Annotated in this window: 9 protein-coding genes and 2 pseudogenes; 5 read left to right on the top strand and 6 right to left on the bottom strand. The window is 61.9% G+C overall.

Features of this window, described 5'->3' with window-relative positions; all coding sequences use genetic code 11:
* Nucleotides 1–174: 174 nt before the first annotated feature.
* Complete coding sequence (locus KM295_RS16095; protein WP_256031242.1) at nt 175–555, bottom strand: SHOCT domain-containing protein; 381 nt, start codon at nt 553–555, stop codon at nt 175–177.
* 178 nt (nt 556–733) lie between these two features.
* Between KM295_RS16095 and KM295_RS16090 the strand changes: the two genes are divergently transcribed.
* Together KM295_RS16090 and KM295_RS16085 are read left to right on the top strand one after the other, a co-directional pair.
* Nucleotides 734–2,119, top strand: coding sequence for a permease (locus KM295_RS16090; protein ID WP_256031241.1), 1,386 nt, complete (start codon nt 734–736; stop codon nt 2,117–2,119).
* 206 nt (nt 2,120–2,325) lie between these two features.
* Nucleotides 2,326–3,453 (top strand): ORC1-type DNA replication protein, encoded by a 1,128-nt coding sequence (locus KM295_RS16085; RefSeq protein WP_256031240.1) that lies wholly within the window; start codon nt 2,326–2,328, stop codon nt 3,451–3,453.
* 56 nt (nt 3,454–3,509) lie between these two features.
* Here KM295_RS16085 and KM295_RS16080 read toward each other — a convergent pair whose 3' ends face one another.
* The 4 genes and pseudogenes from KM295_RS16080 to KM295_RS16065 all read right to left on the bottom strand — a co-directional run.
* Nucleotides 3,510–4,505, bottom strand: coding sequence for an OapC/ArvC family zinc-ribbon domain-containing protein (locus tag KM295_RS16080; protein ID WP_256031239.1), 996 nt, complete (start codon nt 4,503–4,505; stop codon nt 3,510–3,512).
* A 10-nt stretch (nt 4,506–4,515) separates the two neighbouring features.
* Nucleotides 4,516–4,857 (bottom strand): DUF2073 domain-containing protein, encoded by a 342-nt coding sequence (locus KM295_RS16075; RefSeq protein WP_256031245.1) that lies wholly within the window; start codon nt 4,855–4,857, stop codon nt 4,516–4,518.
* A 142-nt stretch (nt 4,858–4,999) separates the two neighbouring features.
* Nucleotides 5,000–5,530, bottom strand: a pseudogene (locus KM295_RS16070) (GTP-binding protein); the annotation flags it as partial.
* A 6-nt stretch (nt 5,531–5,536) separates the two neighbouring features.
* Nucleotides 5,537–7,054: pseudogene (locus tag KM295_RS16065) on the bottom strand (LAGLIDADG family homing endonuclease); the annotation flags it as partial.
* Nucleotides 7,055–8,139: 1,085 nt separating this feature from the next.
* Between KM295_RS16065 and KM295_RS16055 the strand changes: the two are divergent.
* Nucleotides 8,140–10,020, top strand: a complete 1,881-nt coding sequence (locus KM295_RS16055) for a Cdc6/Cdc18 family protein (RefSeq protein WP_418904819.1) — start codon at nt 8,140–8,142, stop codon at nt 10,018–10,020.
* Between the two features lie 89 nt (nt 10,021–10,109).
* Nucleotides 10,110–11,039 (top strand): ketopantoate reductase family protein, encoded by a 930-nt coding sequence (locus tag KM295_RS16050; protein WP_256031236.1) that lies wholly within the window; start codon nt 10,110–10,112, stop codon nt 11,037–11,039.
* 148 nt (nt 11,040–11,187) lie between these two features.
* Here KM295_RS16050 and KM295_RS16045 read toward each other — a convergent pair whose 3' ends face one another.
* Complete coding sequence (locus KM295_RS16045; protein ID WP_256031234.1) at nt 11,188–12,984, bottom strand: L-aspartate oxidase; 1,797 nt, start codon at nt 12,982–12,984, stop codon at nt 11,188–11,190.
* 323 nt (nt 12,985–13,307) lie between these two features.
* Between KM295_RS16045 and KM295_RS16040 the strand changes: the two genes are divergently transcribed.
* Entirely contained in the window at nt 13,308–13,652 is a 345-nt protein-coding gene (locus KM295_RS16040; protein WP_256031233.1) for an avidin-fold protein, read from the top strand.
* The last annotated feature ends 308 nt before the right edge of the window (nt 13,653–13,960 follow it).

Here is a 13,960-nt window from a genome sequence, read left to right as displayed (position 1 = left end):
GTTCCGACCGCCTGCCGGCTGTGGGGACAGCGAATTCCACGACGGCGTAATTATTTTGTCGTCAGCGGTGGTTTGTTTGCCCCGCAGCGTTTCCATAGGTGAATCGCGTAAGCGCTGATACGACGCCACCGGGTAACAGCCGGGGTGGATACGCTTTTACTGCTCAGGTCGGTCTCATCGCCGTTCCACGTCGCGTTTGAGCGCATCCCGTCGCTGTTCGTATTCGTCGTCGGTCAGCTCGCCGCGAGCGTACGCGAGCCGGAGTTCTTCGAGCGCCTGGTCCGGGTCACTCCCGCCGCCAGCCACCGACTTATAAATGAGGTAGCCACCGCCGACAAGGGCAGCGAGGAACAGGAGTTGCATCACGATTCCGACGACGAACATCCACCCCGGCGTCGTTCCGTCACCCCACATATGACCGCCCCACGTGCCGCCCATCATCGGGCCGGACCCCATCGCTCCGAAGCCCATGAATAGCATCGGAAAGAGGACGAAGACACCGATGACTATCAGGAGAACCGTGACCAGTCGCGTATCGTCTGTATGTTCTGACATGTGTATTCCCTCCGTGGGTCCGTCTCTACCTGTAAGTACGCGGTCACGGTTTAATGTGGTTTCGGCTAAGAATCATACGGTATAGAGCGTTCTGATTTTTAATTCATAAGCTCAAAGCACTCTAAAAAGCACTATCCTAACAACAACTGCAATACATGATTCCTGCGATGATACATCTATGCAGGCGGCAATACTTGAGGGGGTCGGTGAAGCCCTCCGGATCGGTGTCGGATTCCTCTGGACGGCGGCCTGGGCGATCATCATGGGCCTTACGATCACGAGTCTCGTCCAGGTCTACGTCTCCAGAGAGCGGATGGGCCAGATACTGGGCGACGGTGACCTGGGCGGTCTAGCCAAGGCGACCGCGTTCGGGGCGGCAAGCAGTGGGTGCAGTTTCGGCGCCGTCGCCATCGGCAGAGGCCTCTTCAAGAAGGGCGCCCACGCGGTGAACTTCTTTGCTTTCATGTTCGCGTCGACGAACCTCATCGTCGAACTCGGCCTGATGATCCTCATTCTGCTGGGCTGGGAGTTCCTCCTGGCGGAGTTGCTCGGCGGGCTCGTTCTCATCGTCGTCATGGCCGTCATCGTTCATCTCACGCTTCCCGAGAACCACTTCGAGGAAGTCCGGGAGACGCTCAACGAGCGCGACCGCGAGGCGGGCGTTAGCGAGGACCCGACCTGCGGGATGGAGGGCAAAAGCGAGTACACGCTCACCACCGACGGCGGGGAGACGCTGCAGTTCTGCTCGGCGGGCTGTATGGAGACCTACCGCCAGCAGACCTCGAGCCGCGGCGGGTGGCGCGAGGAGTTGCTGTCGTGGGGCGGCTGGTACAAGGTCGGGAATCAGTACCGCAAAGAGTGGTCGATGATCTACAAGGACGTCGTCGCGGGTTTTCTCATCTCCGGGTTCGTCATCGTCTTCGTCCCCCAGTGGGTCTGGAACACGCTGTTCGTCCAGGGCGACGGCCTGCTCGTGACCGCCGAGCACGCGACCATGGGAGTCGCCATCGCCGTCGTCAGCTTCGTCGGCAGTATGGGCAACGTTCCCTTCGCCGTCGCGCTGTGGGGTGGCGGCGTTAGCTTCGCCGGCGTCATCGCGTTCGTCTACGCCGACCTGATCACGATCCCCGTGTTGAACGTCTACCGGAAGTACTACGGCTGGACGATCATGCTGTACATCCTCGGCGTCTTCTTCGTGACGATGGCGTTCACCGGCTTTCTCATGGAGCTGCTGTTCGACGCCCTCGGCATCGTCCCGGATCTGGCCGGCGGGGAAACGGCGACCGAGCAGACGTACTTCGAGCTGAACTACACGTTCTATCTCAACCTCGTTGCCTTCGCGCTCTCCGGATTTCTCCTCTACGTGTACCGTCGCGGTCTCGGTGCGCCCGGACAGTACCGCGACCCGGTCTGTGGCATGCGGACCGACGACAGCGAGCCGGCGGCGACACACGACGGAGAGACGTACTACTTCTGTTCGCGGGCCTGCAAGGAGGCCTTCAAGGAGAATCCGGACGAATACGCAACCGGACGTCCGATGGTGATGGAGGGCCACGACCACTAGGTCGTTTCATCGGCGGGACACTTCCGATCGTATCCGAACACCGCCACGCTGTCCACCCGAACCACCACGTCGTCCACCCGAACTGCCACGCTGTCTATCCGAATCGCCACACCGTCCGCTCCGAACCACCACGCTGCCCGCCCGAACCACCACGCCGAGCGCCCGAAGGCTTAACACGCGTGCCAGCGTGGTGAAAGTGAAGCGAAATGGCGGACGACGACATGCTCTCGTGGGACGAGTCCGTCTTCCGCGACGAGGGCGTCCTCGAACTCGACTATCTGCCCGAGGCGTTTCTCCACCGCGACGAGCAGATGGAGACGCTCAAGTACGCGCTCAGACCCGCCGTTCGAGGCTCGCGGCCGCTGAACGTGATGGCGAGGGGGCCGCCGGGAACCGGCAAGACGACGGCGGTACAGAAACTCTTCGACGAACTGGCGGGCATAAGCGACGTCGAGGCGATCCGGGTGAACTGCCAGGTCGACTCGACCCGCTATGCCGTCTTCTCGCGGCTCTTCGAGGGGCTCTTCGAGTACGAACCGCCGACGTCGGGGATCTCGTTTAAGAAGCTGTTCGGCCAGATCACCGACCGGCTGGTCGAGGACGACGAGGTCCTCGTGGTCGCGCTCGACGACGTCAACTACCTCTTTTATGAGAGCGAAGCCTCGGAGACGCTGTACTCGCTTTTGCGCGCCCACGAGGCCCACTCCGGGGCGAAGATCGGCGTCATCGTCGTCTCCTCGGATCTCGATCTCGACGTCATCGAGGAACTGGACGGTCGGGTGCAGTCGGTGTTCCGGCCGGAGGAGGTGTACTTCGACGCCTACGGAGAACGGGAGATCGCGGAGATCCTCAGAGAGCGCGCCGAACGGGGGTTCCGGGAGGGGGCCGTCGGCCCGCAGGTGCTGGATCGGGTCGCCAGCCACACCGCCGACAGCGGCGGCGACCTCCGGGTCGGGATCGACCTCCTCCGGCGGGCGGGACTGAACGCCGAGATGCGCGGCTCGACCGAGGTCGGGATCGAGGACGTCGATACGGCCTACGAGAAGGCGAAGTACGTCCACCTCTCGCGGCACCTCCGTGGGCTGTCCGAGTCGGAGGCCGCCCTGATACGGGTGCTCGCCGACCACGACGGCGAGCGGGCCGGCGACGTCTACGAGGCGTTCAGCGAGGCGACGGGGCTCGGATACACGCGGTACTCCGAGATCATCAACAAACTCGAGAAACTCGGGCTCATCGAGGCGGAGTACACGAGCGTCGAGGGGCGGGGGCGCTCGCGTGCGCTGTCTCTCTCCTACGACGCCGACGCCGTGTTGGATCGTCTCGAAGACAGGTGAACACGGCCGGAAGCTCCGGTTGCAGCTACTCGGGGCGATCGGGTATCGAAAACGGATCAACGGTCGGCAGCGTCCTCGCCGATCCACTGTTCGGGGACCTGGATGACGTACCGGCCGTTCTCCTGGAGCGCGATGATGTACTCCTCGCGGTCGTAGAGTTCCATCAGGTTGAGTTCGTACTGCCCGGGTTCGAGGATCTTGATCGACTCGAACTGGTCGTTGAGTTGCGCTCTGAGTTCGGAGAGATCCGGGTCCTCGCCGGTCGGTTCGCTGACGACCTCGCCGTCGCGAGTCGAGTCCGGAGCGGCCGGGGAAGCAGGGGGCGAACGGTCCGGTTCGGATGAGGAGTCGTCGGTAGCCGAGGAGTCGTCGGTGTCCGAAGCCAGCGACCGGTCGTCCGCCGGGACGCCGTCGTCGGGTTCCTCCGGAGAGACCGGGGCGCTTTCGTCGAGTTCCTCCGGAGAGACGACATCGGTACGCGCACTCGCCTGTGCGGTGTCCTCCTTCGGTCCCTCACTCCTCTCGGAGGCGGCCCGACGCGCGTCAGCGTCGATGATGTCGTCTTCGTCTTCATCTTCGTCTTCGTCTTCGTTGGCCGGTAATTCGCCCGAGTCGGGCCGCGTTCGGTCGGGGTCTCCACCCGAAAGGGAGGGGTCCGGGGGGCCCGAAGTTTCGTCCGACGGGAGGTCGGTACTGCTTTCCCACTCGTCCGGCCACTCGGAAGCCGACTCGGGGTCGGACGGCGTGGAGTTCGACGAGACGAAATCGCGGACTCTCGTGGTGGCCCGGCCGACCGTCTCGGCGACCGACGACGTGTCCGGCTCCGGCCGATCGGGACCGGTCGGCCGGTCGGCGTCGTTCGGGTCCGGATCTCCGGATACCGTATCGCCATCGCCCTCCGGCGAGGCATCGGTCCCATCGGTCGACCGACCGGCGGGTCCGCCCGCCGGCCGGAACTGGAACTTGTTGCCGCCGCACTCCGGACAGCCAGAGAGCATCTCCTTGGATCCGTCCTCGAACGTGTGGCCGCAGCCGGTACACTGGTGTGGCATATGAGTGGCGTCAGGTGCGCGTTACGAGCGTGCTGATGAGCGTTTCGTCCTTGTGGAGCGTCTCGAGGCGATTCGCGGGACCGATCACGGTCAGCTTACTGGAGTCGTCGTTACCTATGAGCCGACCGAGCAACCCACTGTCGTTTTTCTTCTCGCCGGGATACGTCTCGATCTCGATCCCGGTGAATCCGTCCGGATTGATCTCGGACATCGTGACCTCGATGAGTTTCGACTCCTCGTCCGGGTCGAGCCCCCGCTCGAGGATGACGATGTTGCCGTCGTGGACGCCATCGAGGATGAGCCGGATCTTCTCCATCGTTCGCATGCCCTCGATCCGGTCGGCGCTGATCATGTCGATCTGGATCCCGCCGTCGTCGGTCGGGGCGCTGTCGGACCCGTCGGGGTTCGGATCGCCGGAGCGGTTCGGATCGGCATCCTCGAGGACCGATTCGTCCGTTTCGCCGTCGTCGTCGGCAGTTATTCCAGGCATGATGTCACCCGAAGTACTCCGCGATCTTGTCGTACACTTCGTCCATGTTGTCGCCCTCGAGCGCCGAAAGCGGGATCGTCTCGTGTTGTGGGAAAGCGTTGGCGACGCGCTGGATGTTCGCGTCCTCGAGGTCGATCTTGTTCGCGAAGATGAGGACCGGGAGGTTCTGGCTCTCGATGATCCCGATGAGCATCGTGTTGACCTGGGTGAAGGGGTCCTCCGCGGCGTCGAGGACGTAGATCACGCCGTCGACGTCCTCGCGGAGCCAGTGCATCGCCTCGGCGACGCCCTCGGTCGCTTCCCGTGACCGGCGGACGGCGTCGTCTTTCTCGATGTCGTGTTCGAGGAACTCCTTGTAATCGACCTTGGTCGTGACGCCGGGCGTGTCGACGACGTCGATGGTCACCGACTTGCCGTTCCGTTTGATCTCGACGTTCTCCTTCCGTCGTGCTCGACGGGTCTCGTGGGGAACGTGGCTTTCGGGACCGACCGCGTCGCCGGTCCAGTCGCGGGCGATGCGGTTGGCTAAGGTCGTGTTGTGGACGACGAGACCGTCCGCGGTTGCGAACGTGTGGTGTTCCGGAACCGTGAGGTCATATATATACCCCTCGTGCTCGATCTCCTCGATTTCGACCACTTCGTCCCACGTGACATCGGCATCATCGAGGTCGTGAACGATATCGACAACGCCCTCGTCCGGGAGTCGTCGGGCCATCGATTCCAGCCGGTCGATCGTAATCCGGTTTCGGCGACGCATCCGGGCGACGTGTTTGCTGTCGCCGTAGAACTCCGCCTGAGTCATCCCGAGGTCGTCACGGGCGTCTTCGAGCAGCGGCATCAGGGGCAATGTATGGACGTTCGCCTTCGAGTCGATCTCACAGAGTCCATCGAGGCGGGTGGATTTCTCGGGGTGATCGAAGCCGATATGTCGACGAAACATCCGATGCTGGTCGCTCCGTCCGATCTCCAGTTCGTAGTACTCTTCGCCGTCGTGTGTGCGTTCACGGATGTTCCCGACGATGCCGAACCGGAGCAACAGGATTCCGACTCCGACGACGAGCTCCCGGCTGGCGCTCGAAAACCGCACGTACCGGCCCCGCTCGTCGTCAGGCGGGGAGACGCTCCCTTCACAATCGTACAGCACCCGGAGGAACTCCGCGACGGTTTCGTCGTCCGCAGTGAGTACCGACTCCGGAACCCGCTTGTCGTGTGAGCCGGCCGGATGGCAGTCGAACGCTTTCAGGTATTCAGTCAACGACTGGGAGTTGACCCTGACGACCGGCGTCTTTCCGTCGTACTCGTAGGTCGTCGTCTCGACACCGAACCGTTCGACCCCACGACGGAATTCCTCGCGAAGCCGTTCGCTCTCGTTGGCGAACGCGATGTGGCCGTCCTCGTGTTGTGCTTCCGCGATCGTCAGTGCGAGAAATCTCGCCATCCGGGCGTCGAAGGGCTGTTCGTGTACCGGTTTCGGGCGGTGATACGTCGACTTGTAGACTGCCGTTCCCCCGTCCGTAGCGAGTGTCTCGGGGACAGTTGTCGTCCACTCGCCCGACGTTTCGGGGGTCGGAGTGAACGACGACAGAAGTGCGAGGCGGTCGCCCTCTTCGAGCGTTTCGGCAGGAACGTTCTCGATTCCGTTCTCCGTCGCCGAGACGAACGGGTGAGCGGGGCTGACCGTGACTTCGCGCCCAAGCCGTGTCTCGATTCGGTAGAGGGGGCCATCGTATTGCTGTCTGAACACGTGCGAGACGGGAGCAGCGGTGACCGATAGATCCGACCGAAGTGCGGGGATTCGTATCTCTGTCCCGCTCTCACATTCCAGCCACGTCTCGTCCGGGTCGTCACTGACGTCCGTCGGATCGGCCGCTGCGACCGACTCGAACATGTCCTCGATACGTCTGTAAGTGCCATCCGCGAGCAGTATTTCTTCGTCGGGTGCGAGACATTTACCCGCGTTAGGCGGCCCGTAGATGCCGATTCGTTTCGTCTCGTCCCCCTCGAACAGGCTCGAGGTCGCCCGAGAAATGCTCGATCTGAGGCTTGTTAGCAGTCCCATATCATCCTCCCGCGCCCCCGATTTCGGGTCGAAATCGAGGTCGCTCTGAACGTATTAGCATTCCGCACTCACTTAACTGTGTGTCAGACGAGGGTCATACAGTGACAAAGAACTGTCGGATAGACGTTCCGAGCAGTTGTTTTCTAGCCGGCGGGTGTGGCCGGACGGACACTCGGCTCTCGATCGTTCCGGCCTGCTACATCCCCACTCTCCCTTGTACCCGCTACACCCCCACCCCTTCGTTTCAACTGGAACCGGAGAAACCCGGGGATCGGTGTAAAGCGAAACGGTCGGATTCGATAGGATCCGACGACCCCAGCGGACGGTTCCTATCGACAAAACACGGATTCATTCATATTGCAACAAATTTTATTGGGAAGAAACTAGAAATACGGTGGATTAGTATAATTATATTAATTGAGTACAGTAATAATAGAAAATAAGTTAAGACAATAATTTCTATACACTACGGGTATCGTTCTAGAGGAAGTATAATAAACGTTTCCTTACCACGAAAGCCCGCTCTGCCCCCCCTCCCCCACCTTTCCCGATTCCAGTTGAAACGAAGGGGTGGGGGGGTTCGTGGGATTCGTCTTCCGGTCCATCGAGGTGTCACAGTCTGTCGCAGTATCATACTCAAGATCGACCCCCAAAGTCGAGACCCCGGGGGTCACCACTTCCGGGGAGTCACTACTTCGATCGAATGGGGACGTCCGCCGGAGCTGGTCGTGAGGGACTAGTCCGGAAACTCGTCCTCAGTGAACCCCCGCCGTTCCGGCTACCGTCGGATAGATGCTTCGATGCCACCGACCCGGAACAGTTCTCGGTCGAGTGTATCAGCCGTTCTGTCCGACGGTCGGACGAAGCCTGTCCGGATCGAGCGGTCCGTCCTGGATCGAACAGCCCCGTCTGATCCTGTGTGGGAACGGAAAGATTTATTATGATTTTCCACCATCGGTTCGACTGCATCAACTGGACAACAGTCATACACCTATATATACGTAGTCCGGGTTTATCCTCTGTAACATCCACTCTCGGGTGCCGCGCGGCCGAACTCCACATGAAATGGAGGGGTTTTGAAAAGAATGACCGACAAAGATACCGGGGAAGAAACGCCGGCCGACGATCGGGTTGGGGCCCGAAACCAGTCGGCGGCCGATCCCGACCGAAACAGCACTGACCGTCGAACCGATCCCGACGAGTCCGGGGAGAGCGATCCTTCCGATAGCCCCCCGGATCGGGATTCGAACGACTCCACACGCTCTCAGGACGACCGGAACCGTCCGGACGAGCAGACCAGCCTCGACGGGACGGACACCTCCGCAAATTTAAATACTGATTCGGATTCGATCACGGCTGACATGTCGACGCAGTCTGTCGATATTCCAGATGAAACGAAGGGGTCCCAAACAGGGGTCGAAGAGACGGACGAGGGCACCGACCCCGAAAGCAGCGACGGGAGCGGTCCTCTCGCCGGTGAAATCGAAACCGCCGGCGGGGCTGACGGGTTCTCGGGCGACATCGACCTCGACGACCTCGATCTCGATACCGACGCCGGGGATGACTCCGAGGCCGACGGCGCCTCACGGGGTCTCTTCGACGACCTCCTCGAAGGCGAGCCGATCTTCGAGAGCAAGGAAGTGCTCCGCCCGTCGTATACGCCGCATGAACTCCCCCACCGCGAGGAGCAGATCAACAAGATGGCGACGATCCTCGTCACGGCGCTGCGGGGGGACACCCCGTCGAACATCCTCATCTACGGCAAGACGGGGACCGGCAAGACCGCGAGCGCGAAGTTCGTCAGCGAGGAGCTCGAAACCACCTCCCAGAAGTACGAGGTCCCCTGTGAGGTCGAGTACATCAACTGCGAGGTCACCGACACCCAGTACCGGGTCCTCGCCCAGCTCGCAAACAAGTTTATCGACAAAAACGAGACGTACATCGAAGAGCGCACCGAGGAACTCGGGTCCCTCCGTGATCGCGCGACCGACGCCGCCGACGCGCTCGAGGAGTCGGAGTTCGACGACGTCGAGGCCATCGAAACGAGGATCGACGAACTCGAAGACGACCTGGAGGCGTTCGACCCCGTCCCGATGACCGGCTGGCCCACCGACCGGGTCTACTCGACTTTTTTCGACGCCGTCGACTACCACGAGCGCGTTGTCGTGATCATGCTCGACGAGATCGACAAACTCGTCGAGAAGAGCGGCGACGACACGCTGTATAACCTCTCGCGGATGAACTCCGAACTCGAAAACTCCCGGGTCTCGATCATGGGGATCTCCAACGACCTGAAGTTCACCGACTTCCTCGATCCCCGCGTCAAGTCCAGTCTCGGCGAGGAGGAGATCGTCTTCCCGCCGTACGACGCCACACAGCTCCGGGATATCCTCCAGCACCGCGCCGAGACCGCGTTCAAACCCGAGATCCTCTCGGAGGACGTGATCCCGCTGTGTGCCGCCTTCGCCGCCCAGGAACACGGCGACGCCCGCCGGGCGCTGGATCTGCTCCGGACCGCCGGCGAACTCGCCGAACGCGACCGCACCGAGACGGTCGAGGAGAAACACGTCCGCAAGGCCCAAGAGAAGATCGAACTCGACCGGGTCGTCGAGGTCGTCCGGACCCTGCCAACCCAATCGAAGCTCGTCCTCTATGCGACGATCTTACTCGAAAAAAACGGCGTCCACAACATCAACACCGGCGAGGTGTTCAACATCTACAAGCGGCTCTGTCAGGAGATCGACGCCGACGTGCTCACCCAGCGCCGGGTCACCGATCTCATCAGCGAACTCGACATGCTCGGCATCGTCAACGCGATCGTCGTCTCGAAGGGCCGGTACGGCCGGACGAAGGAGATCAACCTCTCGGTCCCACAGGAGGAGACCGAGGCGGTGCTTCTGTCCGATTCCCGCATCGGCGAGGTCGAGGACGCCCAGCCGTTCGTCCAGTCGCGGTTCGATAACTGACGGGGCGTTTTCGCCCCGTCCGAAACGACCACCGGCACGAGCGGCGACCTGACGGCACAGTAAAGTGATCTACGCCGCCATACGCCTGTATGAAGATCGCAGTCTACGGCGCCGGCGGCGTCGGCGGATACTTCGGCGGTCGACTCGCGCAGGCCGGGGCCGACGTTCATTTGATCGCCCGCGGCGAACACCTGGGGACGCTTCGGGAGAACAGCCTCGACGTCGAGAGTGTCCACGGCGACTTCAGCGTCGACCTCCCGGCCACGTCCGATCCGGCCGACATCGGCGAGTGCGACGTCGTCCTGTTCTGTGTCAAGTCCTTCGACACCCGGTCGGCGGCCCGCGATCTCGACCCACTTCTCGGCGACGACACCGCCGTCCTTTCCCTGCAGAACGGGGTCGAAAACGAGGACCATCTCGCCGGGGCGATCGGACGCGAACACGTGATGGGCGGTGTCGCGTACATCTTCTCGACGATCGGCGACCCGGGCGTGATCGAACACACCGACGGCCCGGCCCGGATCGTCTACGGCGAACTCGACGGCGACCGGAGCGACCGCGCCGAACGCTTCGACGAACTCTGTGCGCGCGCTCCCGGGATGGAGGGTGTCCTCTCGCCGGAGATCCGGACCGAACTCTGGAACAAATACACCTTCATCGCCGCGATGTCGGGCGTCACGGCGGCGATCCGGCTCCCGATCGGGGCGATCCGCGAGAGCGACGAGTCCTGGTCGCTTTTCGTCGATCTCATAGAGGAGGCAAGCGACGTGGCGGCCGCCGAGGGGATCCACGTCACCGACGAGGTCATCGAGGAGTGGATCGCGTTCGCGCGCGACCTCGAGTACGATACCTACTCGTCGCTCCATTACGACATGACCAACGGAAAGCGGATGGAACTGGAGGCTCTCCTGGGGGCGGTCGTCCGGACGGCCGACGAGCACGGCGTCGACGTCCCCCGGTCCCGAACCGTCTACGCGATCCTCCGGCCGTGGGCGGCGCGAAACGAAAAAGCGGGATAGGCCCCCAACGGTGCGGCCAGCCCCTGCGTCACCCCTCGCCGGACGACTTTCGAGCTTCGACTGACCGTCGGAAGCCCCCGCTCTTTGAGGCCGGAGGCTCCGTCTCGAAAGATGCAGAATCGGCGACGTAGGAGAGTCGAGAGAGTCGCTACTCGAGCTGATGGTAGTCCAGTTCGTACCCCTCGTCGAGAGCCTCCTGAACGGTCTCACTGGGGGTTCCAACTGGTTCAGTATGCATGGACATGCCACCGACGTCAGCCCGCTCGAAGTAGATGTTCCGCTGCCAGTCGGGGTCGGTGTCCGGGTAGTCGGTCCGGTAGTGTGCGCCCCGGGATTCGGTCCGCTGGAGAGCACCGCGCAGCACTGCTTCCGCAGCGGTCAGCATGAATCCGATGTCGATAGCGAACTCGAAGGAGTCGCTCGTGACTCCGCCGACGTCCATATCCCCGGCCTTCTCCCGCAGCCTGTCGAGTCCGTCGAGTCCGGCCCGCAGGGACGTCTCGTCGCGGAGGATTCCGGCGTGCTCCCACAGCAGATCCTGCAAGTCGGTGAACACGTCCGTTACCTCGTGGGTCCCTTCACGCCCTGCCAGCGCCGCGAGGTCGCGCAGCTGCGGTTTCGCGACGTCGTCGAGGACCTCTTCCGGAAGGTGACCCGGACTGTCGGCGCGTTCGGCGATCCGCTCACCGGCGACAGCGCCGAAAGCGACGGTTTCGGCCAGCGAGTTCCCACCCAGGCGGTTCGCCCCGTGGACGCCTGCCATCGTCTCTCCGATAGCGAACAGGCCACCCACGCTCGTCTCGCCGTACCCGTCGACCGCGACGCCACCCATACCGTAGTGGGCTGTCGGAGCAACTTCAACCGGTTCGGATGACATATCGACCCCGAGGCTGTCGAACCGTTCATACATCCTCGGCAGGCGTTCGCGGATGAACGACTCGCTTTTGTGTGAAAGGTCGAGGTAGACGCCACCGTTCTCGGTGCCCCGGCCTTCGGCGATCTCCTGTGCGATCGCGCGGGCGACGACGTCGCGGGCGTCGAGTTCCATCTGGTTCGGCGAATACCGCTTCATGAACCGCTCTCCTTCTGCGTTGTAGAGGTGTCCCCCTTCGCCGCGAACCGCCTCAGTGACGAGGCGTCCGCTCCATGGCTCCCACTCGGGATCGCTCTCGTCGACCGCCATCCCCGTCGGGTGGAACTGGACGAATTCCATGTCGATCAGATCGGCGCCGGCGTTGTAAGCCAGCGCCGGACCGTCGCCGTTGTTCTCGTCTTCTCTGGACGTATGGCGGTTGTAGATCGCCGCATATCCTCCGGTCGCGAGCACGACGGTCCCGGCGTTGAACAACAGGTAGTCGCCGGTATCCATGTCGAATCCGACGGCGCCGTAGGCTCGATCGCCGTCCGAGAGCACGGTCGTGATCATCACGTTCTCGCGGTACGGAACCGACAGCTCTTGGGCCCGGTCGACGAGCGTGTTCAGCATCGACTCGCCAGTGTGGTCACCGGCGAACGCGGTTCGGCGGAACGACTGGGCGCCGAAGAAGCGCTGGTCGATTTCGCCGTCGTCGGTTCGGGAGAAGGCCATCCCCCACTCATCGAGTTCGCGGAGCCGGTCGGGCATCTGCTTCGTGACCGTCTCGACTTTATCAGGGTCGTTGACGAAGTGGCCCTCGTTGAGCGTATCGGCAGCGTGGATCGCCCACGAGTCTTCCGGATCGTGGGTCCCGAGTGCGCCGTTGATCCCGCCACGGGCCCAGGTCGTGTGTGCGTCGCCGTGGCTCCGTTTGCCGAGCACCAGTACGTCCTCAACGCCGCGTTCAGCGAGTTCGATCGCAGTACGGGCGCCCGCAGCGCCCGCCCCAATCACGAGAACGGATACGTCGACGCTGTCGTACGCGGGAACGCCAGCACTGTCTGTCCGGGTCGTCTCTGAACTACTCACAACAGTAAGAAAGGCCCAGACACTGTTAGGCCTTTCGCGTGCGCGCGCGTGAGAGGCCATCGCAACCGCATAGGGGGTCCCCTCCGAACCGAACGAAGGATCATTCTCTCGGGGTCGAAGTTCGATCATCTGAGGTGAGTTTACTCCTCCTCCGAAACGCCCAAACAGATACGCTCGCCTCTGCACTCGTCGGCGTTCGTCATCAGCCAGGGTGCTGAATACGCTTTCTGTAACTTGCAGCGGGTCGATGGAACATGTAGTAGAGATTGAAGTCAGCAATTTCGTGCGATGCTTTTTTGAGTTCATTACCGGTGCAACACCATATGACAGAAGACATATCGCTTCGTGGCCGGACACTTGTCGGTGTTGCAAATAGCAATACCGGTGAAGTGAGTGGCGATACCCGTTTTAATTTCGAACAAGAGGGAGAACGGATTTACGCCCACTGTTCAGGTGGGACGATTCTTGATGGGCACTTGGTTGGAACGTCCGATGGTCATGAATGGGACATCAGATATTCACAGATCAACTCCGAGCATGAGACGGCGAGTGGCCACTCCGTGGGCACTGTCGAGCTGCTTGAGGACGGTCGCGTGCGTGTCGAAGACGAATGGGAATGGGAATCACAGGATGGGTCTGGCGAGTCAGTACTCGAAGAGATAGTCTGAAGTCAGTCCCTGACCTGACCTGACCTGACCTGACCGATACGCGCCCTGTGTCTTGCCCGGCTTGACCCGACCTGTCGAGGGGCTATCAAAAATCAGCTGTCGAATACAGGAGGTATCCATTTCGATCCTACCAAACCGACCCTGGGTCGGCAAGGCTTTGATTGAACATTTACTTCTGGTTGATACTGGCCCGTTCTTCGGACTCTCTGGTTCCCTCTTGTCGGTGCGTATTGATACGGTCGTGCGAAACTACTTACCGGTGTAGACTCGATTTCGTGTAATGAGTCGGTTGGACGGTATCACTCTGG

It is taken from the genome of Natronomonas aquatica, assembly GCF_024449025.1.
Taxonomy (GTDB): domain Archaea; phylum Halobacteriota; class Halobacteria; order Halobacteriales; family Haloarculaceae; genus Natronomonas; species Natronomonas aquatica.
This window is presented reverse-complemented; position numbering and strand designations above follow the sequence as displayed.

What these genes read in the sequence shown, in the direction of transcription:
- KM295_RS16095 (WP_256031242.1), bottom strand. Translation starts at nt 555, where the DNA reads ATGTCAGAACATACAGACGATACGCGACTGGTCACGGTTCTCCTGATA.
- KM295_RS16090 (WP_256031241.1), top strand. Translation starts at nt 734, where the DNA reads ATGCAGGCGGCAATACTTGAGGGGGTCGGTGAAGCCCTCCGGATCGGT.
- KM295_RS16085 (WP_256031240.1), top strand. Translation starts at nt 2,326, where the DNA reads ATGGCGGACGACGACATGCTCTCGTGGGACGAGTCCGTCTTCCGCGAC.
- KM295_RS16080 (WP_256031239.1), bottom strand. Translation starts at nt 4,505, where the DNA reads ATGCCACACCAGTGTACCGGCTGCGGCCACACGTTCGAGGACGGATCC.
- KM295_RS16075 (WP_256031245.1), bottom strand. Translation starts at nt 4,857, where the DNA reads ATGATCAGCGCCGACCGGATCGAGGGCATGCGAACGATGGAGAAGATC.
- KM295_RS16055 (WP_418904819.1), top strand. Translation starts at nt 8,140, where the DNA reads ATGACCGACAAAGATACCGGGGAAGAAACGCCGGCCGACGATCGGGTT.
- KM295_RS16050 (WP_256031236.1), top strand. Translation starts at nt 10,110, where the DNA reads ATGAAGATCGCAGTCTACGGCGCCGGCGGCGTCGGCGGATACTTCGGC.
- KM295_RS16040 (WP_256031233.1), top strand. Translation starts at nt 13,308, where the DNA reads ATGACAGAAGACATATCGCTTCGTGGCCGGACACTTGTCGGTGTTGCA.